Annotated in this window: 23 protein-coding genes and 1 other annotated feature (1 of these 24 cut by a window edge); of the genes, 1 reads left to right on the top strand and 22 read right to left on the bottom strand. The window is 42.2% G+C overall.

The window, feature by feature from the left end; all coding sequences use genetic code 11:
- Window positions 1–73, bottom strand: a binding site (T-box leader); it reaches 154 nt to the left of the window's first position.
- 50 nt (window positions 74–123) lie between these two features.
- The 12 genes from NSQ26_RS03455 to NSQ26_RS03400 all read right to left on the bottom strand — a co-directional run bounded on the left by NSQ26_RS03455 (window position 124) and on the right by NSQ26_RS03400 (window position 9,717).
- Window positions 124–630, bottom strand: a complete 507-nt coding sequence (locus NSQ26_RS03455; RefSeq protein WP_090775993.1) for a DivIVA domain-containing protein — start codon at window positions 628–630, stop codon at window positions 124–126.
- Window positions 631–770: 140 nt separating this feature from the next.
- Window positions 771–1,505, bottom strand: coding sequence for a YlmH family RNA-binding protein (locus tag NSQ26_RS03450; RefSeq protein ID WP_245701193.1), 735 nt, complete (start codon window positions 1,503–1,505; stop codon window positions 771–773).
- A 45-nt stretch (window positions 1,506–1,550) separates the two neighbouring features.
- The gene (locus NSQ26_RS03445; protein WP_437182635.1) at window positions 1,551–1,832 is read right to left on the bottom strand and encodes a YggT family protein; all 282 of its coding nucleotides are present in this window, start codon (window positions 1,830–1,832) and stop codon (window positions 1,551–1,553) included.
- Window positions 1,833–1,854: 22 nt separating this feature from the next.
- Complete coding sequence (locus NSQ26_RS03440) at window positions 1,855–2,289, bottom strand: cell division protein SepF (protein WP_499719141.1); 435 nt, start codon at window positions 2,287–2,289, stop codon at window positions 1,855–1,857.
- A 21-nt stretch (window positions 2,290–2,310) separates the two neighbouring features.
- Window positions 2,311–2,982 (bottom strand): YggS family pyridoxal phosphate-dependent enzyme, encoded by a 672-nt coding sequence (locus tag NSQ26_RS03435; protein WP_499719140.1) that lies wholly within the window; start codon window positions 2,980–2,982, stop codon window positions 2,311–2,313.
- A 34-nt stretch (window positions 2,983–3,016) separates the two neighbouring features.
- Window positions 3,017–3,832 carry a peptidoglycan editing factor PgeF gene (gene pgeF / locus NSQ26_RS03430; protein WP_090775990.1) on the bottom strand — a complete coding sequence of 272 codons (816 nt, stop codon included), beginning with the start codon at window positions 3,830–3,832 and terminating at the stop codon, window positions 3,017–3,019.
- A 251-nt stretch (window positions 3,833–4,083) separates the two neighbouring features.
- Window positions 4,084–4,869, bottom strand: coding sequence for an RNA polymerase sporulation sigma factor SigG (gene sigG, locus NSQ26_RS03425; RefSeq protein ID WP_090775989.1), 786 nt, complete (start codon window positions 4,867–4,869; stop codon window positions 4,084–4,086).
- Between the two features lie 148 nt (window positions 4,870–5,017).
- On the bottom strand, window positions 5,018–5,731 hold the full coding sequence (gene sigE, locus NSQ26_RS03420; RefSeq protein ID WP_090775988.1) for an RNA polymerase sporulation sigma factor SigE: 714 nt from the start codon (window positions 5,729–5,731) through the stop codon (window positions 5,018–5,020).
- Window positions 5,732–5,751: 20 nt separating this feature from the next.
- Complete coding sequence (gene spoIIGA / locus NSQ26_RS03415; RefSeq protein WP_090775987.1) at window positions 5,752–6,654, bottom strand: sigma-E processing peptidase SpoIIGA; 903 nt, start codon at window positions 6,652–6,654, stop codon at window positions 5,752–5,754.
- Between the two features lie 232 nt (window positions 6,655–6,886).
- Window positions 6,887–7,588: a DapH/DapD/GlmU-related protein gene (locus tag NSQ26_RS03410; RefSeq protein WP_499719139.1), complete on the bottom strand. Its 702-nt coding sequence runs from the start codon at window positions 7,586–7,588 to the stop codon at window positions 6,887–6,889.
- Window positions 7,581–8,669, bottom strand: coding sequence for a Gfo/Idh/MocA family protein (locus NSQ26_RS03405; RefSeq protein WP_499719138.1), 1,089 nt, complete (start codon window positions 8,667–8,669; stop codon window positions 7,581–7,583). The genes NSQ26_RS03410 and NSQ26_RS03405 overlap by 8 nt, the downstream gene beginning before the upstream one ends.
- Window positions 8,670–8,715: 46 nt before the next feature.
- Window positions 8,716–9,717 (bottom strand): glycosyltransferase family 2 protein, encoded by a 1,002-nt coding sequence (locus NSQ26_RS03400; RefSeq protein ID WP_499719137.1) that lies wholly within the window; start codon window positions 9,715–9,717, stop codon window positions 8,716–8,718.
- A gap of 167 nt (window positions 9,718–9,884) precedes the next feature.
- Between NSQ26_RS03400 and NSQ26_RS03395 the strand changes: the two genes are divergently transcribed.
- On the top strand, window positions 9,885–10,985 hold the full coding sequence (locus NSQ26_RS03395) for a DegT/DnrJ/EryC1/StrS family aminotransferase (protein WP_499719136.1): 1,101 nt from the start codon (window positions 9,885–9,887) through the stop codon (window positions 10,983–10,985).
- A gap of 72 nt (window positions 10,986–11,057) precedes the next feature.
- Here NSQ26_RS03395 and ftsZ read toward each other — a convergent pair whose 3' ends face one another.
- From ftsZ to NSQ26_RS03345, 10 genes are all read right to left on the bottom strand, one after another.
- On the bottom strand, window positions 11,058–12,194 hold the full coding sequence (gene ftsZ, locus NSQ26_RS03390; protein ID WP_090775982.1) for a cell division protein FtsZ: 1,137 nt from the start codon (window positions 12,192–12,194) through the stop codon (window positions 11,058–11,060).
- Window positions 12,195–12,232: 38 nt separating this feature from the next.
- Window positions 12,233–13,507, bottom strand: a complete 1,275-nt coding sequence (ftsA, locus tag NSQ26_RS03385) for a cell division protein FtsA (protein WP_090775981.1) — start codon at window positions 13,505–13,507, stop codon at window positions 12,233–12,235.
- Between the two features lie 218 nt (window positions 13,508–13,725).
- Window positions 13,726–14,598, bottom strand: coding sequence for a cell division protein FtsQ/DivIB (locus NSQ26_RS03380; protein ID WP_499719135.1), 873 nt, complete (start codon window positions 14,596–14,598; stop codon window positions 13,726–13,728).
- 44 nt (window positions 14,599–14,642) lie between these two features.
- On the bottom strand, window positions 14,643–15,740 hold the full coding sequence (gene spoVE, locus NSQ26_RS03375) for a stage V sporulation protein E (RefSeq protein ID WP_090775979.1): 1,098 nt from the start codon (window positions 15,738–15,740) through the stop codon (window positions 14,643–14,645).
- Window positions 15,741–15,828: 88 nt separating this feature from the next.
- Window positions 15,829–17,211 carry a UDP-N-acetylmuramoyl-L-alanine--D-glutamate ligase gene (murD, locus tag NSQ26_RS03370; protein WP_499719134.1) on the bottom strand — a complete coding sequence of 461 codons (1,383 nt, stop codon included), beginning with the start codon at window positions 17,209–17,211 and terminating at the stop codon, window positions 15,829–15,831.
- The gene (gene mraY / locus NSQ26_RS03365; protein ID WP_090775977.1) at window positions 17,208–18,182 is read right to left on the bottom strand and encodes a phospho-N-acetylmuramoyl-pentapeptide-transferase; all 975 of its coding nucleotides are present in this window, start codon (window positions 18,180–18,182) and stop codon (window positions 17,208–17,210) included. Before mraY ends, murD begins: the two co-directional genes overlap by 4 nt.
- 1 nt (window position 18,183) lies before the next feature.
- A complete protein-coding gene (locus NSQ26_RS03360) occupies window positions 18,184–19,545 on the bottom strand; it encodes a UDP-N-acetylmuramoyl-tripeptide--D-alanyl-D-alanine ligase (protein WP_499719133.1) in 1,362 nt (453 codons plus the stop codon).
- Entirely contained in the window at window positions 19,542–21,011 is a 1,470-nt protein-coding gene (locus NSQ26_RS03355) for a UDP-N-acetylmuramoyl-L-alanyl-D-glutamate--2,6-diaminopimelate ligase (RefSeq protein ID WP_499719132.1), read from the bottom strand. Before NSQ26_RS03355 ends, NSQ26_RS03360 begins: the two co-directional genes overlap by 4 nt.
- Window positions 21,012–21,154: 143 nt before the next feature.
- Window positions 21,155–23,089 carry a stage V sporulation protein D gene (locus NSQ26_RS03350; protein WP_499719131.1) on the bottom strand — a complete coding sequence of 645 codons (1,935 nt, stop codon included), beginning with the start codon at window positions 23,087–23,089 and terminating at the stop codon, window positions 21,155–21,157.
- Window positions 23,090–23,261: 172 nt separating this feature from the next.
- Entirely contained in the window at window positions 23,262–24,395 is a 1,134-nt protein-coding gene (locus NSQ26_RS03345) for a glycosyltransferase (protein WP_499719130.1), read from the bottom strand.
- Between the last annotated feature and the right edge of the window lie 93 nt (window positions 24,396–24,488).

The following is a 24,488-nucleotide window of genomic DNA, read 5'->3' as shown; positions in this document are numbered from 1 at the left end:
GACCAGGCTCACACCATCCCCGATTCGCTTTAGCTTGTTCCTGTTTACATACTGTCCCTCTCACTGCTTTTAACGTTCATTCAGTTGAATAGCATTATATAATACTTGCAAGCTAAATGCAAGTTACTTTGCTGGCACTTCTTGTGTTGATCCAGATTCCTCTACTTCTTCATCAACAACACGGTCCCAGTCTTCACTCCGTAACATTTCTAGTTGCGCTTCAATCAACATCTTAAAGCGCATTTTATACACAGACGCTTGTTTTTTCATTTCTTCTGTTTCCATCATCACTTTTCGAGACTTCATTAATGCCTCATTTACAATGCGATTCGCATTCTTTTCAGACTCTTTCACGATAAGCTGCGCTTCCTTTTCTGCATTACGACGCAAATCGTCGGCAGTTTCCTGTGCGACCAAAACAGCTTTGTTTAATGTTTCTTCGATGTTGTTAAAATGAGCGAGTTTTTCCTCCAGTGATGTCACTTGTTCAAACAATGTCTTCTTTTCTCGTAACACTGCTTCATAATCCTTAATTAACTGATCCAAAAACTCATTCACTTCATCCTCATCATAACCACGAAATGAACGCGTAAATTCTTTTTTGTGAATGTCTAATGGTGTTAAAGGCAATGCAGCCACCTCCTCTTTAAAATAGGCCAAGTATGTATTTGTTACTCAACCAAAATCGTCCTTGCGAAAACTTCACTACCGTTACTTATTCGACAGCGCCTTGCCAATTCCTGCTTTCATTTTTTCTTTTTCATGTGTCCTCATGTAAGACGGCGTCCAATGACAACCCGAACACGGTCTTTTTTTGTCAGTCCATGCGCTTGTAAAAACTTTGCACGCCCAAGACCTCGGACAGATATTTCGTCACCTACATATAAGTGGACATTTGCTTTCTCAATAGGACAATCGTTTACTTTTACAAGTCCTTTTCCAATGGCCGTTACTGCTTTGGCTCGTGATAGGCTATAAATCACCGCAACCATCGTATCTATCCGTAACGAAGATACCGTCACATGGCGTTCATCCCACTGCACAGGAGGGCCGATAAATGCTGAAAGCGGCAACGGCGAGAGCTCAACATTCACTTGCGCAATTCGCGTAAGGACGCTGCGAACATAGCCCTCAACCTCACTTACACAAGCAAACATACACTGATTGTCTGCAACAAAAATGTCACCAAACTTCCTTCGCTCTAAACCAACCTGCATAAGCGCCCCAAGTACATCACGATGAGCGATGTTGACAAATTTACTTGAGAATGAAGCGCCTAAAATACTGATTGACCATGTACACTGCTCATCCTTTAAATAGCTGGGACGGAGCACCGCTCGCTTTCGTTCACACTGCGCAGAACCGCCGAAAAAACAAAGGTCTACCGCTTCATCTTTTCCAATGATAGTTTTCATTATTTCTTGTTCTCGCCTATTAAGAAAATCTGTCATCTTCTCTTGATGATACTGTACCACCTGATCATATAACGTACGGACGTCATCCACAAAGGGACGTTCTGTTTCCCGAAAATGCTCGTACATCATGCGTCTTTAAAAAAGCGACAAAATCATATTTTGTAGTGCAATAAGCCCGTTACTTGCTAAACGCAACGCGAGAATACCAACAAGCGGTGACAAATCGATCATCCCGAGTGGTGGAATAAAGCTCCGAAAAATTGCCAAATACGGCTCACAGATTTGACCTAGTATTTGACCAAACGCCGTTTCCCGAGCATTTGGAAACCACGACATTAAAATATATGCAAGCAACGCAAATGTGTACAACCAAAATGCATTGTGTAAAAAAGAGAAAATAAATATCACAACTGACATGATGATACGCCACCTTTCATTTTTACTCTATCTTATTATCTATAAAAGCCGAAATCGATCCTGTCACTTCTACATTATCTGGCGTGCACACAAACACACCGGGACCAATCTTTTGAATATCACCATCGATCGCATACACAGTACCACTTAAAAAATCAACCATACGTCGCGCTTCGTCCTCTTCAATTTGTCCTACATTGAGAACGACTGCCTTGCGACGCTTTAAATGATCGGCCACTTGTTGGACTTCGTCATATGTAAGTGGTTCTATAAGCATCATTTTTGCCGTTTTTTGTGCACTTTGTAAGCTGACTACATTTGGAGACGTTGCTTTTTCTTTTGTCACTGCCGATGCTCTCTTAGGCTGCTGTGGAGATAATCGTTCCTCAGGCAAATCCGCTGTGTCACTTGTGTCTTCTATATGAAAATAACGTTTAAACTTAGACTTAAAGCTCACAGAACCCCTCCTCTACAAAAGTTATCTCAACGTTTCGTTACCAACAAGAGATGTGCCTAGACGGATAAAGGTTGCCCCTTCTTCAATCGCAACTTGATAATCATTGGACATGCCCATCGACAACGCTTTGCACGGGGCATGACTCAGTTGCAGCGATTGGATGTCATCTCTCAATAACCGTAGCGCTCGAAATACAGGACGTACTTCCTCAGCATTACGAACAAACGGTGCCATTGTCATTAGCCCCACAATTTGTAACGATGGAAAGTCCGCTAATGCAGCAATAAAATCTTTCACTTCATGAGGGCGCAACCCAGCTTTCGTCTTTTCTCCCGACACATTTACTTGGACAAAGCATTTTAGGGGACAATGTTGATCTAATCTTTTATCAAGTGCTTGTGCTAGACGCAGCCGGTCCAATGAGTGAATATACGTAAACGCACTCGCAACATGCTTCGCTTTTTTTGATTGTAGTGACCCAATAAAATGCCAGACCGCTTTATTATGAGTAACCGCCGACATCTTTTCCAGCGCCGTATCTACACGATTCTCACCAATATCATATATCCCTGCTGCCAATACACGGTGAATCGTCGGCACACCAACATTTTTTGTAACCGCAACGACACGAACACTTGACGCTGCCCGTCCACTCTTCTCGCAAGCCGTCATAATTCTATGGCGAATATCCATGAAATTCTCTTCTACATTCACAGAAGGATACAAGTTATTTCCCACTCCTCATCCCTATGACACTCATCATTCTACCTGTCTGGCCTTTCTCTCGACGATAAGAAAAAAAGCGTGGATCAATGTATGTACACTCGGGTGCAGTATAAATTTGCGTCATACAAAGACCTGCTGCTTGAAACAGTTGCTGATGGAGCATACGCAAGTCAAGGGTATAATGTCCCTCACGTACTTGCTGATACGGTGGCACGGCCCCTACTGGAACAATGGCGGTTACACGATCAATCACAGCCTGATCGACTTCATACTTGTGTCCAGAAATACAGGGTCCGATGAAGACATGAATATCCTCTATCGGCACATGATGTTTCGTTTGCCATAGCGACACAAGCTTTTGTCCGATTTGCTGTACCGTTCCACGCCATCCAGCGTGACAAAGACCAATCAAACGTGCACGTGGTGCGACAAAATAAAGCGGGGTACAATCTGCATACAAACTCGTGAGTAAAATCCCAGACTCATTTGTATATAATCCATCTGTTGCTGGCAGGGCATCGCTGAGCGAATACGCACCCCTCCCCTTATCTTTATTCGTGACATAACGAATCGTTGTCTCATGCACTTGTTCACTCCCTACCCAACAATCGAGCGGGAACGCCAGGTCAGAAGCAAGTCGCTCTCTGTTGCGAATCACAGCAGCGGCATCATCATGAACATGGAATCCCAAATTACATGTGGCATAAGGAAGCTCACTTACGCCACCTTCCCTTGTTGTAAACCCCGCAACCAAATGTGGCATCAATGTTGTGAGTGTAGAGGCTTCTAAAAAACGGGTCGATATTTCTTTCCACATCACGTGATGTACCTCACTTTCCAGAACACAGAAGTCAGCCGCCTGAGATTAAAAACTGACCGTATTAACCCTTTAAATGCTTCACTCTATTCCCGGATCTGACTTCTAACCTCCGGAAACCTTATCTCCCTTACATTTTACCACAGGAAACAGTAAACGAGAAACGATACTTTCTTAACAAAAGCAAAAAAGGTACTTTTCATCCTTGTCTACGATGAAAAGTACCTTTTAACATATAGGGTTCAGCCTTTTTACGATTCAATATGCTTGTTCATTTGCCGAATTGCACCTTTCTCCAAGCGAGACACTTGTGCTTGCGAAATGCCGATTTCATCGGCGACTTCCATCTGTGTTTTCCCTTGAAAAAAGCGCATATTGACAATGGTTTTCTCTCGGTCATTTAAACGCAGCATCGCTTCTTTCAACGCCATTGCCTCGACCCAGTCTGTGTCTTTCTCACGGTCATCACTAATTTGATCCATCACAAAAATCGGATCACCGCCGTCATTATAAATTGGCTCAAACAGTGACACTGGATCTTGAATGGCATCGAGCGCAAAAACGATATCTTCTTTTGGCACATCTAACGCTTTTGCAATTTCTTGCACTGTTGGCTCTTTTTCACGCTTTTTCTCCGCCATCATTTGATCACGTGTTTGTAGTGCCTTATAAGCAATGTCTCGTAACGACCGTGACACACGAATGGGGTTATTGTCACGTAAATAACGGCGAATCTCACCGATAATCATCGGGACTGCATAAGTAGAAAACTTCACATTTTGACTTAAATCAAAGTTGTCAATTGATTTCATTAAACCAATACAGCCAACTTGAAATAAGTCATCGACATGCTCACCACGATTATGAAACCTTTGAATGACACTTAATACTAGGCGCAAGTTTCCATTCACAAGGGTCTCACGCGCGGGCTCATATCCGTCTTGAAGGCGGGTGAATAACTCCCTCATTTCAGTGTTCTTTAGTACAGGTAACTTCGATGTATCTACACCACAAATCTCTACTTTGTTTCGAGTCAAATTCTTTCCCCCCTGAACGGAAAATGATGTCAGGAGAAGTATGTCCGACAGGAGGAAAAATATGCATATCTCGACATTTAGCGACATGTTTAAATAAGCGCGACGCCTTCTCTAAACGCATTTGAACGATCAAAAAATATTTCCGAGACTACACCATTTTTTTAAACTCTTTTTGCAATCGTTTAATGATCCGCTTTTCTAGCCGGGAAATATAAGATTGCGATATACCAAGCAAATCTGCCACATCTTTTTGTGTTTTTTCTTCCTGACCTGACAGACCAAAACGGAGCTCCATAATTTGTTTCTCACGATCACTCAACGTATGCAGCGCCTTCACAAGCAATTTACGATCAACTTGTTCTTCAATTCCTTTTGTAATAATATCATCATCTGTCCCAAGCACATCTGATAATAGCAATTCGTTGCCATCCCAATCAATGTTTAATGGTTCATCAAAAGAAACTTCTGAGCGTGTTTTATTGTTGCGTCGTAAATACATTAAAATCTCATTTTCGATACACCGAGAAGCATACGTTGCAAGCTTAATTTTTTTCTCAGGATTAAACGTATTCACTGCTTTAATTAAACCAATCGTACCAATGCTAATTAAATCTTCAATGTTGATGCCTGTGTTCTCAAACTTCCTCGCAATGTATACAACGAGCCGCAAGTTGCGTTCAATTAAAACCGCTCGAACCGCCTCATCTCCAAGCGGCAATTTCTCTAAAAGGGTTGCTTCTTCTTCTTTTGACAACGGTGGTGGCAACGCCTCACTTCCACCTATGTAATAAATCTCATCCGCTTTTAATCCGAGCTTGTAAAGCAATCGATACCAAAATAACCGTAGTTTTAATTTGATCATGACAAATTCCCCCTTATTGTCTATGAGACTGCTTGTTTTTGAATAAGTTGTGGGTGAACAATACATTGAAAAGTAGCTTCTGGAGAAAGGGTTCGCTCGTACAATCCTATTAACACGTTTCTCGTCTCATACACGTCTCCACCATGAGTGAGGCGAACACGGTCAGGTTTTAACGCTGCTAAAAAAGGTTTTGCTTGCCCCACTGCGCGAAAAGGGACAATTCTCATCCGTGCCAACAATGGATAATCGTGATGATCCACGTCAGTTCGTAAAGATGTGATGACATCAAGCTGTTCTTTCGTAAAATGCTCATACAATAAATGCGTCTCAATGATCATGACCGGTGTACGTGTCATTGGATCTCGCAACTGATTGCCAGTATCTATGAAACCTGTTACAACAACACACACGCCGTCTATCCAACATTCCACATCGACCAGTTGCTCACTATTTACTTTTTTCACTTCAAAACTAGCCACTTGTTGTTTGGCAAAATACAACACAAGCGGTACACAAATGAGCACAAATATCCAACTTATCATTGGCCCACCTAGGCCGTAACCAGGTAAATATGCCAACACATCCGCATCTGTTTGGAAAAAGTAATGTAAAGCAAACAACCCACCACCGGTGATAAATGCAACAAAATAAAATGTTGCTAACCCTTGTAAGAAATAGGTCATTCGTCGATAACCAAAAGAAACTACAACGATCATCGCTGAATAGACGAGCTTCACGAGTGGATGGAGAAACCATGATGCCAGTGGTGTAAACATGAGAAACACAATGGCAGAGGCAATCAATGCACCGAGTAACATCCTGACATGTTGAAAACGACGTTTTAATAACAATGCTGTGCAGGCGAGCAATAAATAATCAATGCCGACATTTAACAACCAAATTAAGTCCAGATAAACAATCATGCTTGCCCTCCTCGGCAGCATTGTTTTAAAAGCGGCGCTTCTCTTTTTTATCTATTTTCAGTATAAAAGATACGAAAGTGAAATTCTGTCACTTCCTGATCCAAGCACCATTGTTATTTTGAAAAGTTTTGGCAAAGATTGTCCTCTTCTCTCGATCGTTTGTGGCATGTCAAAAATATAAAAAAAGCGATGCAAGCAATACGCTCACATCGCTCTCACAGCGTCATTCACGCTATTTTTTTGTAATCAATGGTTTAGCCGGGTTTCCTACAACCGTTGTGTCAGGTAAAACATCTTTAGTCACGACTGCACCTGCACCTACAACTGCACCTTTTCCGATCTCTACACGAGGCAACAAACTTGCATGATGACCAATTTTTGCACCTTCACGAATGACCGGACCTTTATGGTGCCCACGTCCAGAAGCCATATACTTGTCATTGGACATCGCACAACACGGTCCAAGAAACGCGTTGTCTTCAATCGTTGTACCGCCTGTCACATACGTGCCCGTTTGAATAGTTACACGTTCACCAATAAACGTATCTGGCTCCACCATCGCATGCCGACCTATAATTGACTGTTTGCCTATTTTTGTTTGCTCTCTGACGCTGACATGATCAGCAATTAAAGCACCTTCACAAATTGTTGTTCCTTTGTACAAAGTAACATGGCTGCCAATCACCACATCACGTTCAATGATCAACGGCTGCAAATCTTCACTCGGCTTTCGGGCCATTTTTTTATTTTTCACTGGGCTATTTCCAAGCAAACTAAAAGATTTAATTTTCACTCCGTCTTCAATGATGGTTCCTTCTTTAATGACACAATGATGATCAATTTCTACATCACTTCCAATGTATACATCAGCCTCAATCACAACAAACTGTCCAATCTGCACATTTTCGCCTAACTGCGCCCGCTCATCAATCAACGAAATGACCCCCCTTCTCAAAATGGTCCTTCATTTTTTCCGTAGAAAAAGATGTTAAGGGCAATTGCACAGGGCACTTAGATACTGTAGATTGATATAAAGCAAAGATTGTTTCTAATGCGCGCTCAGCATCCTCCCCACTCACATAATGAGCGTCTTCTTTTTCCCCTAATATACGATTGACATAAGCTTCGTACATGCGAACACGCTCTAATCCGTCTGCATGTAACATTTTTTCGTCTACTTTAACACCCACCACCTCAAAAGACTCCATTTTATCTAACAAACTACCCCGAATCGTCACAACACCTTTTTCAGCAAATATTTTAAGTGAACAATCATTATGATTCGGTAAAGAAATCGTGTTGGCCTCAATGAGTCCACGCGCACCATTTTTAAAGTGAAGTAAACCAAAGGCAACATCTTCTGTTTCTTTGTACGGTTTTACTCTCATCATGTTCCCATACACTTGTGACACGTCTCCAAGCAACCATACAAGCAAGTCAACAATATGGATGCCTTGGTTCACAAGCATGCCGCCATCTTGAGCCCACGTCCCCCTCCACGGCACTTGCTCGTAATATTCTTCTGAACGATTCACAGTAATTGTACCAACACCGTAATAAATCTCTCCAAGCAATCCTTCATTGATCATTCCCTTTAGCTTCATCATGGCATTCATATACCTTCTCTGATAACAAACAAGTAGTAAACGACGTTTATCTTTTGCTAGTTGTGATAATAATCTAGATTCTGATAGCGAAAGCGCAAGGGGCTTCTCAACAATCACATGCTTGCCTGCCTCGAGTGCGTTCTGAGCCATCTCAGCGTGCACCCCAGAACTTGTTGCCACCAAAATGATGTCCAGTTCTTCATTTGCAAGCATCTGTCGATAGTCATCATACAAAGAAATAAATGTATGACGCGTCTGTTCATTCGCGACCTTATAAGCAATATGATGCATTCTTTCTCGTGACAGATCACTTAATGCCTTTACAGCAATTTGATCGATAGATGCAAGCGCCTGACAATGTTTCTCTGTAATTTGTCCACAGCCAATAATTCCGAGTTTTAGTTTCACGATTCGCTCCCCCACATCTAGAATGATGCTGCCTCCTCCACCCAAACTATTTCCTTAATGACTTCAAACACTTTGCTTTTAACTCTTTTGCTCGAAAACTACCCGCCCCATTCAAAATTAAATACCGATGGTCATCTTCTTTTAATTTCATGCATTGGTCACATGTTTCTGCAGCCTCTGTATAATGACCTAATTCAAACAAAAATTGTGCTTTCATGAAATGTAAATCTACATAGTCTGGATATAATTTGATAGCTTGCGCAATACTTGGCCAGCCCCCCTCATAGTGACCAGACTCAAAGATCACTGCATATTTTAATCGATATAATACTGATGGCGGCAATGAATCTCGCTTTACAAATTCCATAATTGCAATATTAACGAGTTGAAAAGCTGATTCATAGTCTTTCACTCTGTAATACTCCGACGCCATATGATACATCACCCACGGATGATCATTGCCTTCTTGATATTCAAGCTGTAAAAGTTCCACATTTCGTCCATGTTTATCTTTTTCGTCTACGCTTTCTTTTAAATAACCATAGTGATTCAATTTTAAAGGAAACGTTCCTGCCGATATGTCTTCTGAAATATCTAATGTTTCATGAATACGATTTTTAAACGCCAAACCTTTCTCATTACAGAAAAGTCGCGGTTGATATGCTTGATACACTTCTCTTTCATCTTTTTCCTCTCCTACATAATTAAGAACAGGTATATACAACACCGTTTCTTCACGGCTTTTTAACTTCTTCCTTAACTTTTTTGCGTTTTTAATGTCTATCTCTTCATCGGCGTCCATATATAATATCCATTCCCCCGTCGCTCGACTAATGCTGTCATTACGTGCCGCTGCAAAGTGATTCGACCATGTAAATGAAAAAATATTGTCCGTAAATTTTTTGCATATATCCATTGTCATATCTGTGCTACCCGTATCAACAATAATGATTTCGTCTACAAAATCTTTCACACTATTTAAGCCACGCGCAATCGATTTTTCTTCATCTTTTACAATCATACACAATGAAACCAACGGTTTTGTCATTCCTATCACTCCTCAAGCAAAGTTATTCTCCTCGTTTTTCCACCACTCCTACCTTACAAATACGAAGCCATATGATAATTTATTCAAGCACAATTGTATTAATTCTTGTTAGTTTTCATATACGTAGTACAGATGTATACGCCCATCCTTCTGAAGAGGTGATAAAAGTGATTTCGCTCGCTCAAGTCAATCATCAGTTCCAGTTTTTAAAAGATGATATCTTACAAGCTGTCGCCCGTGTGATTGATCGTGGACAATTTATTTTAGGCACAGAAGTTTCCTCGTTTGAAGAAGAAGTTTGTCACTATTTAAAGAGTAAACATGCTGTTTCTGTTGCAAACGGGACTGATGCACTCATCTTAGCTTTGCGGGCTTTGGATATTGGCTACGGGGATGAAGTGATTACGACACCGTTAACTTTTTTTGCCACGGCAGAAGCGATTTCTTCTGTTGGCGCCACACCTGTTTTCGTTGACATCGATCCATATACTTACAACCTCGATCCACATAAAATTGAGGAAAAAATCACAAATAAAACCCGTGCAATCCTTCCTGTACACTTGTATGGACAAATGTGTGATGTACCCTTCATAAATGAGATTGCCAAAGCGCATCGGCTTTTTGTCATTGAAGATGCTTGCCAAGCTTTTGGCGCCGCATGGAAAGGAAAAAAATCAGGAACAATTGGCGACATCGGCTGCTTCTCATTTTTCCCGACCAAAAATCTGTCAACCATTGGTGATGGCGGTTTAATTGTCACACAATCAGAAGATATTGCCCGCAGAGTGAAACAGCTACGTCATCACGGTACGAAAGTAAAGAACTACCATGATGAAATTGGATACAATAGTAGGTTAGACGAAATTCATGCAGCAATCTTGAGAGTATGTCTGCCATACATCGACGAGTGGACAAACAAACGAGTTGCTCACGCTCATCGTTACAGTGTGCTGGAGGGTACAAATAACATTCGGACACCCTATGTTACAAGCGAGGAAAGTCATTGTTTTCATCTTTACTGTATCGAGCACCCACACCGCGATCACATTCATACGCACTTAAAAACACAAGAAATTGCTAGCGGTGTCTATTATCCATTACCTCTACACCTTCAAAAAGTGTACCAACATCTCGGTTATACGCAAGGTGACTTCCCCGTATGCGAAGAAAAGATTTTACGTTTGTTGGCTTTACCGATGCACCCTTACTTGAGCATAGAAGATCAGAAACGAGTCATTGAAACATTGAAATCATACGATCCTATCTAAAATTCAAGCACACGTAAAAAGCCAAAAAGAGCACGATTGCTCTTTTTGGCTTTTTCATCGTATGGATCGTTTCTATGAACGTTTACGGCGATTACGCAAAAATGTTGGCACATCAAGCGTATCTGCTGATGCATTCGCCTGCTCTTTAGTAAGTGTCTTAAAACGATCCTCTGATCGTTTCTGCTCTCCCTTTGCCCCGGAGACAACATGTGATTTCCCTTGCCCTGAGACTGAAGCACCCGACTTTTGCTCACCGGAATCTTCAAATCCAGTTGCAATAACTGTGACAATGATTTCATCTTTTAAATTCTCGTTGATGACAGAACCAAAGATCATGTTTACTTCTGCATCACAAGCTTCCGACACAATCTCAGCTGCTTCATGTACTTCATATAAACTTAAGTTCGTACCACCAGTAATATTCATGAGCACACCTTGCGCCCCATCAACAGATGTTTCCAAGAGTGGACTAGATATCGCTTTTTTCGCAGCTTCTGACGCCCGCATTTCACCATTGGCCACGCCAATACCCATGAGCGCGGAACCTTTTTCACTCATCACCGTCTTAACATCTGCAAAGTCAAGGTTAATTAACCCCGGTGTCGCGATCAAATCAGAAATGCCTTGTACCCCTTGGCGTAATACATTATCTGCTTCTCTAAATGCTTCAAGCATCGGTGTATTTTTATCAACAATTTCTAGTAAGCGATCATTCGGAATAACAATCAATGTGTCCACCTTTTCTTTCAATGCTGCAATCCCTGCAAACGCTTGTGTTTGACGTCTGCGTCCTTCAAAAGTAAACGGGCGTGTCACAACACCTACTGTAAGCGCACCAATTTCTTTTGCAACTTCAGCAATGACAGGTGCGGCCCCTGTGCCTGTGCCTCCACCCATGCCAGCAGTGATGAACACCATATCTGAATCTTGCAGAACTTCTTCTAATTGCTCCCGACTTTCTTCGGCTGCCTTTTTTCCGATCTCCGGGTTGGCACCAGCACCTAAACCTCGTGTTAATTTGCCACCAAGTTGTAGCTTCTTCTCCGCTTTAGAAAGGTGTAACGCTTGGGCATCTGTATTGACTGCAATGAATTCAACACCTTGCAGTCCATTTTCAATCATACGGTTGACAGCGTTAGAGCCACCACCTCCAACACCAATCACTTTTATTTGCGCCAATTGATCCATATCCATTTCAAAATCAAACATCTCAAAATCCCCCTAACCAGACTGTATGACGGCTTGTCTTATTCAAATAATGACTTAAACATCTTTTTTACCTTGGATTCATTCTTCTGCTGCGCTTGTTTCCCAGATGGTTGTTTAGAAGCCGTCGTACCTCGCGGTGTATCTTCTGTCACTTGCGCAAAAGCAGCGGCAACTTCTCTTCCCTTCATGTGCATATATTTATGAGAAAACTGGATCAGACCAATGCTGACCGTATACGTCGGCTCCCGTACACCAATATAATTCGGGATTGCTGTTCGCACCGTGCCATTTAACATATCCTTTGCCAATTCTAGTACCCCAGGCAAGCTTACTGTGCCACCTGTTAATACAAATCCACTTGGAAAGTGCTTAAAACCAAGACGAACAAGTTCTTTTGCAACAAGCTCAAATAACTCCTCCAGCCGTGGTTCAATGACACGAGCCAGTTCTAGTTGCGTGACTGTCTGCTTTTCATCGTCGCCTACTTGTTCAATTGTGACGATTTCTTCACGGGCAGCCTCATCAATAAACGCATGTCCATGTTGACATTTCACTCGTTCTGCCTCTTCTGTTGTCATTCTCAATCCAATTGCGAGGTCATTTGTAATATGGTCGCCACCGACCGGTAAAACCATTGTAGCTTGTAATGTTCCTTGTTCAAAAACAGATATCGTTGTCGATCCACCACCAATATCTAATACACAAACGCCGAGGCGTTTTTCATCTTTCGATACCGCCACCGCACCAGTAGCAAGCGACTGCAAACAAATATCAGCCACTTCAAGTCCCGCCCGCTCAACACAGCGTAACAAATTATGCAACACGGTTTTTGATCCAGTGACCATTGTACCTTCGACCTCTAGGCGAACGCCAATCATGCCACGTGGATCAGTAATCTCGTCTAAACCGTCTACAATAAATTGCTTCGGCAATACGTCGATAATTTCTCTCTCTGGAGGGATCGATAACACTTGCGCTGCCTCAAGTACACGCTGTACATCTTCGTGCCCAATTTCACGATCACTGCTCGATACAGCGACTACCCCATGGCAAGGTGTCAACTCAACATGACTGCCATTGACGCCAACGACGACTTGTTGTATTTTTACGCCAACCATTCTCTCAGCTTCATCTATTGCACACCTAATGGACTGCACAGTCTCATCTATATCAACGATGACGCCTTTGCGCACACCTTTTGAAGGTGCATTTCCTACACCCAAAATATTCATTGAGCCGTTTGTGAGCTCTGCAATGATGACTCGAACAGAAGATGTACCAATATCTAAACTTACATACGTTTCGCTACTCACCCGCCGAACCTCCTTGTCTACACAGTCTTGATGTCGACCTTACTTTTAGACTTCGCTTCTTCTGAATATGTAATGTATTCAACAGCGAACACGCAAATCCTTTAATCTCACTATTTCTCCTCTATAAGTCTACACTAAGATCAGCGCAGAGAAAAGGAAAAACCTCAACAAATTATAAGGAAGATTGTGCAACATGATAGATAAGTGTCCACCTATTTTTAATCATTTGCCTCCACACCGCCACGATCCTCATTTAATCCTTGGTTAGCTGCTTGAAAATAAGGACTTAATTTCATATGCAACACGCCAGGTTGTGATGCATCTATTTGAGAAGACACCTTCAAATATGGACGCATATATTCCGCAAATCCCTCAAGTGATGTACGTACTTCGATCCCATCTGTCATATAGACGGCCAATGCTACTTGATCATCTTCCACGTGCATCGGCATTATTTCAGAAATACATTTCATCACGGCTGGATCCGTTTTGGCCAATTCTTTGCTTAAAGTCTTTAACCAACGCTGCTCTGAGAAACCGATCAAGATTGGCGCATCACCAAGTACTTTCGCAAAAGAAACAGGTGCGAGCTTCTCCCCAGAAGCGAGGATAGGTGCATATGTGTCGTCGACAAGAACATAGCCAACGCGTTCATGTTCTTCAATGGTCATGACGACGGTTGTTGGCCACTTCTTTTCAATCGACACCGATTTTATCCCTCTTAACGTTGTCATTTGTGCCTCTTTCTCATCTAAAGACAATTGCCACATACTATCTCCTTCACGTATCCCACTTTCTCTCATCAGTTCGTTTTCTTCAATCAACTCGTTGCCAGTCACAATCAGTTTATCGACTTTGCTAAACGGACTTTGAAAATAAACAAGCACAAGCAAAAAGAAGAAAAATAATAGTACGAACATCAGTAAACGACGATTGGATTTTCTTTTTCTTTGCTCCTTGATTGGTGGCATTGTGACAACTTTATCATTTTTCATCACAAAATCGTTTTTCAACTCCTTAATAAATGAACATAGCAATGTTTGCCCAATGAGAAAAAGTTTCTTGGCTACAATCCATTCGCTATCGTGCACAAAAAATCCTCTATTTTCTAAAAATATTTTGGCAATCGCACGCTTTAACGTGCATGTTGACTAATATTCAGTAATATACCAATGGAGAGCAACATTAAAGTTAACGATGAGCCACCATAGCTCAGCAACGGAAGCGTGATGCCCGTTACTGGGATAAGTCCGGTCACAACGCCGATATTAATCATGACTTGAATGACAATCATGGTTGTAATTCCAATTGCTAGAAAACTCCCGAATAAATCTGGTGCACCTAATGCGATACGAATCCCTCTCCAAAAAAGCAACAAAAAACAAAGCAACACGGCCAACCCACCTAAAAAACCCATTTCCTCTGCCAAAATAGAGAAAATAAAATCGGTTTGTGGCTCTGGTAAATAAAAATACTTCTGCCGGCTTTCACCTAGTCCCATTCCGAACAATCCACCTGGACCAATCGCAAATAGTGACTGGATAATTTGAAATCCACTTCCTAATGGGTCACTCCATGGGTCTAAGAAAGATTGAATCCGTTCAATACGGTAAGGGGCACTGGCAATCAAACCGACAAAACCCGCGAGACCTAATAAACCAAGCAAAGCAAAATGCATGATGCGCGCACCAGACACAAAAATCATGACCACACACGTCGCCACCATCACCGCACCTGTTCCTAGGTCAGGCTGTAACATAATTAAACCAAATGCAATCAATACAAGCCCTAAAGAAGGCACGAGTCCTTTTTTAAACGAGACAATTCGTTTTTGGTATTTTGCCAAGTACCATGCTAAGAAGATAATCATCGCGATTTTCATAAACTCTGAAGGCTGGATAGAAAAAGCCCCTACACCAAGCCAACTGCGCGCTCCTCCACGCACTAAGCCAACCCCAGGAATTAAGACCACGATTAATAATAAAAAACAAATGAGAAGCAGCACTTTACTGTAAGTGCGCCATGTCCAATAATCAATCCGCATCATTCCAAGCATGAGCACAACCCCTGTACCACCAAAAAAAAGTTGCCGTTTTGCAAAGAAGTACGGGTCTTCAAAACGGTAAGACGCCCATGCTGCACTCGCACTATAAACCATCACTAAACCAATTGTTAATAGGGCGAGTGTAAGACAAAGCAGCATATAATCTGGTGCAGACTTTTGCTTGTACATGTATGTGAACACCTCTCACTCCTACGACGTATACTTGTACAATATGAACAAGCACGTTCATTTAGAAGTGTAAGAACGAGAACAATGTTTACACATCGGCGTTTGGAGGTTTAAAGTGAGGCATCGTCTCCATCGCGACCGCTTGTAAAAAAGCGTCCCCGCGCTCTTCAAATGTGCGATATTGATCCCAACTTGCACACGCTGGAGAAAGCAAAATAACGTCTCCTTCATTTGAATACTTTAGTGCTTCACGCACCGCTTCTCCAATATTGTTTACAACAACAGCGGTACTGCCTGCCTTTTCTGCAAAAGACGCCAAACGCTTGCGTGTCTCCCCAAAAGCGATCACTGCTTTTACGTGCGCCATACTTGAACGAAGCTCCTCAAAAGAGTGACCGCGATCAAGACCACCCGCGAGCAAAATCGTTGGCTTTGTGAACGAAGAAAGGGCTGCTTGCGTCGCCAACACGTTTGTCGCTTTTGCATCGTTATAAAACGAACGCCCTTCCCATGTCCCCACGAATTGTAAGCGATGCTTCACCCCAGAAAAAGACGTGAGCACCCGGTAAATTTGTGCCGATGTCGCACCAGCTAATTTTGCTGCGGCAACTGCTGCTAACATATTTTCTGTATTATGTTCACCAGGAAGCACCACTTCTGCTAGTGGCATGACTTGTTCTCCACGAAACATAATCATCCCTTCGTGTAAATAGGCACCCGCTTCTTGCTGTTCTTTACGCGAAAAGGGGACTTTTGTTCCACCTAACCTGCTCACTTCTTTTACTACTTGCGTATCATCAGCATTATAAACAAGGTAATCTTCTGCCGTTAAATTTGCAGCGATCTTTGCCTTTGCTGCAATGTAAGCATCTCGGCTCCCATGGTAATCAAGATGGGCATCAAACAAATTAAGCCAAACGGCAATTTTCGGCTTGAAAGCGTCTGTCCCCATTAATTGGAAACTAGACAACTCTAGTACAAGAATATCTTGCTTCGTTGCATTGGCCGCTACTGTAGATGCAACAATACCAATGTTTCCAGCCATACGCGGTGTTCTTCCGCTATCTTTTAACATGTCATTTACAAGTGTTGTCGTCGTCGTTTTCCCATTTGAACCCGTGATTGCAATGACATCCGCTTCAGAAAGCATCGTCGTCAATTCAATCTCTGTCCAAACAGGAAGCCCTTTCTCCAACGCGGCTTTCACAAGCACGTTGTCATATCGGATCCCTGGATTTTTAATGACGACGTCTATATCATCTAACAACGATAACGGATGACCCCCGCAAACAACCTTCACCCCTAGCGCTTCGAGGTCACTCGCTTCAGGGTGATCCATTCGTTCTTTGGCGTCGTTTATCGTGACAATTGCACCCAATTGCACCAGCAATGTTGCACAAGCCGCCCCACTTTTCGCCATACCTAAAACAAGGATTTTCTTTTCTTTCAATTTATCTTGATTTTTTCTCATAAAGACACACCCATATATACACCTATAATTGCAAACACCATACCAATACTCCAAAATGTGACGACCACACGCCACTCTGACCAGCCACATAGCTCATAATGATGGTGAAGCGGACTCATTTTAAACACACGTCTACCTGTCGTTTTAAATGAGATGACTTGAATAATGACAGAAAGTGTTTCAATAACAAATACGCCACCAATAACAATTAACATTAATTCCATCTTTGTTAAAATCGCTATTGCCGCAATGGCACCACCAAGCGCGAGAGAACCCGTATCACCCATAAAAACTTTTGCGGGATGTGCATTAAACACAAGGAACCCTAGAACTGACCCAACAATTGCCGCAGCAAATAAAGCCGTGTCAAATAACTCAACACTCCATGCCAAGATTGCAAACGCACCAAATGCAATCGCACCTGTTCCTGCAAGTAAACCATCTAAGCCATCTGTCAAATTGACAGCATTACTTCCAGCAATGAGCATGACAACAACAAGTACAGCATAAAACCATCCTAATTCAATCATGACAGTTGTCCCGGGGATTGAAATTGTGGTATCAAGCCCAATATAAAGTAATCCAGCATAAAATAAGGCGGCAATCACCAATTGTCCGACGAGTTTTTGCTTCGAGGTAAGTCCTAAATTATGTTTTCGTATGACTTTTAAATAATCATCTAAAAACCCAACTATACCATAACCGAGCGTAACCAATAACAATAACCATAACTCCTCACTAAAAGAGGAGAAAACAAACCCAATGAACAATGTTGTGATGAATACAGCTAAGACAATGACAATCCCACCCATTGTCGGTGTTCCGGTTTTTTTGTGGTGCGATTTTGGTCCTTCTTCGCGAATGCTTTGCCCAAACTTTAATCTCCGTAAAAAAGGGATGAATAGCGGTAACAACAAAACCGCAGCCGCAAACGAGAGAAGGAGAACGAATAAAAGTGTTCGTTCTTCCATTTTAAAAACCTCCTTTGACAGCCGGTAATACTTTTTCAAGCGCAACTGCACGTGAAGCTTTAAGTAATACAACCGTATTTTCTTTTAAATAAGGGGATAAATGCTTTTTGGCTTCGTCTACACTATATACATGGATGCATGTAATGTGCGGTAATGCGCGTAGCGTAAGCGCCTCATGAATCCAGTAACCTTTGTCTCCAACGGTGATTACCGTTGTAATAGGTGCTTCGATGACTTCAGCCACACTTTTATGCAAAGCTTCTTCCGCTTCCCCAAGTTCATAAATTCCACCAAGTACAAGCACACGTTCCTTATACCCCGGTAATGATTTCACTGTCTCGATTGCCGCCTTCATTGATGTTGGGTTCGCATTGTATGCGTCATTAACAATGGTCACACCATTTGGTCCTTGCAATGGTTCTAGTCGCATCCCACTCACTTCTATTATATTCATTTGTTTCTGGATCCTCTCTGTTTCTAATCCTAGTCGTTGCGCTAATGAAATTGCATACGTTACATTTTTAATGTTGTGTTCACCAAGCATGGGAAGGGAGAAGCTCACATTTGAATTGATTTTAAATGTATAACCCGTTTTCAGTGGCGTTATCGCATTGATATACACATCTGCCTGCGAGGCATACCCAACAGTGGTTGCCTCATCTGCATACGCTGTTAACAGCGATTCATCACCATCAATCCATAACCATTTTTCATTTGTAAGACCTGACCGGATGGACATCTTTTCATCCGCAATTCCTGTCCGAGATCCAAAAGCAGCAATATGCGCCTCACCAATATTTGTCACAATCGCCGCATTTGGTGCCGCTAAGCGCGACAAAAACGCAATCTCTCCTGGATGGTTCATCCCTAGCTCAATGACAGCATAATCACAATGACTAGGCATTGAAAGTAACGAGAGCGGAACACCAATGTGGTTATTGAAGTTACCTTTTGTCTTATGAACGACACCCAACGGCTCAAGTAGTGTTGCCACCATATCTTTTGTCGTTGTTTTGCCGTTCGAACCTGTGATACCAATGATAAATGGATTCACATGTTCTCTATACAGTCGGGCAAGGTTTTGTAATGCCTCCGTTGTATCTGTTACATAGTAAACTTGGAAAGTATCGGGAACCTCTCGTGGCAACGCCTCATCTTCCTGCCATAAAGTCGCCGTCGCACCAGCTTCAATCGCGGCATCTAAAAAGGTATGCCCATTAAATCGTTCTCCGCGTAATGGTACGAATAATGACTGCAGTGAGTGATGACGTGTATCGGTGGAAACAGATGCAAACGTACGTGTATCATTTGCTAGACGCTGACGCAGCGCAACTTTTTGAACCAATGTCGCATCTATACTCATTTTAAATACTCCTTTATCGCTTCTCTCGCTTCTAGCCGATCATCAAAATACATACGTTCGTGTCCAATTTCTTGATACGTTTCATGTCCTTTTCCAGCAATGACGATCACATCACCTTTTTTCGCTTGAGAAATGGCATGACGAATGGCCATTCGTCGATCAATCACCACTTCGTATGTGTCATCGCTGTCCGATGCACCTTGCACAATTTGATCCAAAATCTTTTCCGGTGCTTCTGTACGGGGGTTATCTGAAGTAAAAATTGCTCGTGTTGCATAACCTGTCGCAATTTTTCCCATGATAGGGCGCTTCGTTACATCACGATCGCCACCACAACCAATAACAACCGTCACTGCTTGTTTTGTTAACTGTTGTACAGTCATTAATACATTTTTTAAACTGTCGGGTGTATGAGCATAATCGACAATGACCGTAAAGTCTTGACCTTCATCAATCCGCTCAAATCGACCGGCTACCCCACTCACACGAGGCAAACTTTGTTTTATTTGTACAAGTGACAAACCAGAAGCAAGCGCTGCTGCCGTGGTTGCCAATGCATTGTATACATTAAAGCGCCCAATTAATGGTAGCGTGATCGCGACTTTTTCACCGAATGCACAAAGTAAAAATGTCGTCCCACTTGCGGTCACCTGAATCTCTTCCGCTGTGACATGTGCAGGCGCGTCTATACCATACGTAACCACATCTACCGCTGTCATTTTCATTAGTTGATGTGCTGCGGGGTCATCTATGTTTATTACTGCCACCTTCCCATTGTATGTATTGCCTAACTGTGAAAATAACAACCCTTTCGCAAACAAATATTGCTCCATAGTCTCATGATAATCTAAATGATCTCTCGTTAAATTTGTAAACACAGCGACATCAAAATCACATCCATGAACCCGACCTAGGTCAAGGGCATGGGATGATACTTCCATCACAGCTGTTTCAATATTTCTTTCAAGCATTGTTGAAAAACGTTTTTGTAAAATCAGTGACTCTGGTGTTGTATTAGCTGTTTCAAGTGTCTCCTTGCCTATCTTTGTATACAACGTCCCAATTAAGCCTGATGGTTTCCCTGCGTCCTCAAATAATTGCGCAAGCATATGTGATACCGATGTTTTCCCATTCGTACCTGTCACACCAATTAAATGCAAATGCTTCGTAGGCTCATTGTAAAAATGACTTGCTAGACGAGCCATCGCCCGCTTTGTATCGCGAACAACCACGACGGGCACAGACAAAGATAACGGACGCTCTGACACAATTGCCACAGCGCCATTTGCGACTGCTTGTGCTGCATAGTCATGTCCATCAACGGTATACCCCTTTATACAGAAAAACAACGTCCCCTCTCTCACTGAACGTGAATCCATATCCAATCGCGTCACATGTATGTTTTGAGCTTCGGGATCGAGATCATAGGCTTCCCTCAATACCCGAAGCAATTGTTGTAATGTCATAATGATGCCTCCAATGCCAGAATACGGAAGTTTGTTGCCAGAAGTCAGGTTTAAGCCTATCAACGAGATCGTTCCCATTCAAATCTGCTTCCTACCTGAATTCTGGTCCCTAACTCCTGATTTCTATAACAACTACATCTATTTTAGTCGTTTCCGGCGATTTTGTCACCCATATAAACACGAATTGTTGCACCTTTTTCAACACGTGTACCTGATTTAGGCGATTGTTGTACAACTGTCTCCCCATCTCCGGACATGTTTAATTGCAACTCATAGTAAGCCTCATTAATTTCTCTCCGCGTAAGTCCTACCAAATCAGGCACTTCAACTAACGGTTCATCAAGCCACGTTAATTCTTTTTCAATTTGGTCTGTCCGCTTTTCAACCCCCATGGCTTCTAAACTATCTCCAATAATCGTGCCACCAATGGGTGCAGCCACTACGCCACCAAACTGTACGGTCCCTTTTGGGTTATCAACTGCCACATACACCACAATTTGTGGATCATCTGCCGGTGCCATCCCAATGAAAGACACGATATGATTGTTCTCTAAGTAGCGCCCATCTTTTGCTTTCTGTGCTGTACCTGTCTTGCCACCAACACGATAACCATCCACAAATGCGCCCTTTCCAGAACCTTTTGCGACAACGTTTTCCATCGCATACCGAATTTGTTCTGACGTCTCAGCAGAAATGACTTGACGCTTCTGCACGGGTGCCATTCGTTCAATCACTTCCCCTGTTTCTCCATTCATCCATGCCCGTGCGAGCTGCGGTTGATACACATAGCCCCCGTTAATCGCCGCAGACACTGCGACGACTTGTTGCAACGGCGTTACTGCGACCCCTTGCCCAAATGACGTTGTTGCTTGCTCTAAAGGCCCGATATTGTCAGGGTGAAACAATATGCCCGTCCCTTCCCCTTGCAAATCAATCCCTGTCTTCTCTCCGAAACCAAAACTTTTGATGTAAGAAAATAACCGCTCTTTCCCTAAACGTTGTCCTAATTCTACAAACCCAGGGTTACAAGAATTTTGTACCACTTCAAGGAATGTTTGCGAACCGTGCCCACCTTTTTTCCAGCACCTTAATTTGCGGCCACCTACTTTCACATGACCAGGGTCATAAAAAGTATCGTGGTCTAAATTAACTAAACCTTCTTCCAATGCCGCCGCAAGTGTAATGAGCTTGAATGTAGAGCCAGGCTCATATTGCATCCAAACTGGTTTATTTTGATTATAAATTTCCGCTGGTACATCCCGATAGTGCTCAGGATTAAAATGAGGGCGGCTGCTCATCGCTAAAATTTCCCCTGTTTTTGGGTTCATTGCAAGTGCGATAACACCATCTGGATCATATTTCGCTTCAGCCAAATCGAGTTCCCGCTCCATAATAGTCTGCACCCGGCTATCAATTGTCAACATTAAATCTAGCCCATTCATCGGTGCCTCATATTCATCCGCCAAGTTTGGCATCTTTGTCCCTTTTGCAGTCGAAAAAAAGGACACAAACCCTTTTTCGCCCTTTAACCTTTCATCATAATAATGCTCAAGTCCAGTTAATCCCTGATTATCAATACCGGCGAAACCAAGCACGTGAGACAAATAACTGCCAAACGGATAATGACGTTTGGCGTCTTCAGCAATGTAGACCCCCGATAAACCGAGACGCCGCACTTCTTGTGCTTTCTCTTGTGGTAATTTTTGTCCCTCAGGACGTAACCACACGCTAGACGCCTGCTTTGTCAACGCCTCGTATACTTTTTCACGGTCCATTTCTAGTACAGATGCCAACTTCTCCACTGATTCAGCCACATCTGTTACTTGACGCGGAAATACAATGACAGACGGCGCACTAACGTTTGTCGCTAATGCGATCCCATTTCGGTCTATGATTTCCCCTCTTTTCGGTTCAAAAGGAATATTCCTTCCCCAAGAGTCTTCCGCTTTTTCTGTCAACCACGCCCCTTGTCCAAATTGAACAAACGCTAAACGTCCAATGATAATACTAAAAACGATCATTCCTACAAAAAGGGCAAGAATGAGCCGCTTCCGTACGGTAATATTTGATACGCGCATAGAGATTCCCTCACTTTCAAACACTAAACGTAGTTTAACGTATGACAAAAATGCTTACGTTAGAACAAGCTTACTCACGTGAAAACATGATAGAACACCTGTCTTTAAAACAAAAAAGAAGGTGCCATGCACCCTCTTTTCTTTATCGTCCTCTTCATAATTTACTTCTTCGTCATTCTTTCTCCACTTTATCTTCTTTTTCTTGCTCTTTTTTCTCTTTCTCTTCTTTTAGCTTCTCCATCTTTTTTTCCAAGTAATGTTTATTATGAAGGACAGCTGGGTCTTGTGGTCGGTATTCTCGTGCCTTTTCATTATTCTCATAAGACTTTTCTATCTCGCCAAGCTTATCGTAACAAACACATAGTTGGAGGTGCGGATACCAAGTTGAAAATGCTGGATAACTAAAACTCCACTGGTTTTCATCCGGTTTCATTAATACAGCCATTTCATACCAAAAAGATGCGTCCTTGAATTGGTTTGCTACTTTAAACTTATCTCCTATCCTACTACACGCCTCTGGACGCGGCGTTCTTGAAAAAACAAATGACTGAAACAAAGATTCCAATGCTTTTTGGTTCTCTTTTAATCGTGTATAGCAGTCAGCCTTATTAATACAAGCATAAAATTTGTCTTCAACCCATCCTTCCTTTAACGCAATACATTTATCATAGGACTCGATCGCTTCTTCAGGATGGCCATTTTCTCGTAACTCATTCCCATAGTAAAAATAATCTCGTGGTGAGAAGCTATCGCCACGCTCAATTTTGTCTTTGTAAATAGATAAATTTCTTCCCGTTGCATGTCTAACACTTTTATGCGTAATACCAATATCAGAGTTAATAATATGTCCGAAGACGTTTAAATAGTTGTGTGCGTCTCCACCCCATTGAAAGTTTTTTTCTCTTTTCACTAAACGATTTCTTCGGTACCTTAACGTCACATTCCCAAATTGATCCATGCCGGCATTGTAAAACATCGATACAGAATCTACGGCTGGGTCTAAGGTCTCTTTTAATTTCTTAAACTTTTCTCTATCCTCTTCCAAGACGACATCGTCTGCATCCAAATATAAAATGTAATCTTTTGTCGCGTACTTAAATGACTCATTTCGTGCGTCAGCAAATCTTCCCGTCCATTCAAAGAAAAAGACGCGGTCTGTGTATTGCTTTGCAATTTCTACCGTCCGATCAGTCGATCCTGTATCAACAATATTGATTTCATCTACACAGTCTTTAATTGTGTCCAAACACCGTGCTAAAACATCTTCCTCATTTTTTACAATCATACATAAACTTACTGTAATCATAGTAAACCTCCCATCCAATTATATTGTCAGTAGACATTTTATTCTCCTGACAATGGGCACAAACTGCCTCCTTTATGCCGTTATTTTAAATGT

Source organism: Bacillus sp. FSL W7-1360 (assembly GCF_038592975.1).
Taxonomy (GTDB): domain Bacteria; phylum Bacillota; class Bacilli; order Bacillales; family Bacillaceae_D; genus Shouchella; species Shouchella lonarensis.
Note: the sequence above shows the minus strand (reverse complement) of the source record. Positions and strands in the feature narration are given on the sequence as shown.

Coding starts and splice junctions, on each gene's coding strand:
- NSQ26_RS03445 (WP_437182635.1), bottom strand. CDS start 1,832: ATGTCAGTTGTGATATTTATTTTCTCTTTTTTACACAATGCATTTTGG.
- NSQ26_RS03435 (WP_499719140.1), bottom strand. CDS start 2,982: ATGGATATTCGCCATAGAATTATGACGGCTTGCGAGAAGAGTGGACGG.
- pgeF (WP_090775990.1), bottom strand. CDS start 3,832: ATGTGGAAAGAAATATCGACCCGTTTTTTAGAAGCCTCTACACTCACA.
- sigE (WP_090775988.1), bottom strand. CDS start 5,731: ATGATCAAATTAAAACTACGGTTATTTTGGTATCGATTGCTTTACAAG.
- spoIIGA (WP_090775987.1), bottom strand. CDS start 6,654: ATGATTGTTTATCTGGACTTAATTTGGTTGTTAAATGTCGGCATTGAT.
- NSQ26_RS03400 (WP_499719137.1), bottom strand. CDS start 9,717: ATGACAAAACCGTTGGTTTCATTGTGTATGATTGTAAAAGATGAAGAA.
- ftsZ (WP_090775982.1), bottom strand. CDS start 12,194: ATGTTTGATTTTGAAATGGATATGGATCAATTGGCGCAAATAAAAGTG.
- spoVE (WP_090775979.1), bottom strand. CDS start 15,740: ATGTACAAGCAAAAGTCTGCACCAGATTATATGCTGCTTTGTCTTACA.
- murD (WP_499719134.1), bottom strand. CDS start 17,211: ATGAGAAAAAATCAAGATAAATTGAAAGAAAAGAAAATCCTTGTTTTA.
- mraY (WP_090775977.1), bottom strand. CDS start 18,182: ATGGAAGAACGAACACTTTTATTCGTTCTCCTTCTCTCGTTTGCGGCT.
- NSQ26_RS03360 (WP_499719133.1), bottom strand. CDS start 19,545: ATGAGTATAGATGCGACATTGGTTCAAAAAGTTGCGCTGCGTCAGCGT.
- NSQ26_RS03355 (WP_499719132.1), bottom strand. CDS start 21,011: ATGACATTACAACAATTGCTTCGGGTATTGAGGGAAGCCTATGATCTC.
- NSQ26_RS03350 (WP_499719131.1), bottom strand. CDS start 23,089: ATGCGCGTATCAAATATTACCGTACGGAAGCGGCTCATTCTTGCCCTT.
- NSQ26_RS03345 (WP_499719130.1), bottom strand. CDS start 24,395: ATGATTACAGTAAGTTTATGTATGATTGTAAAAAATGAGGAAGATGTT.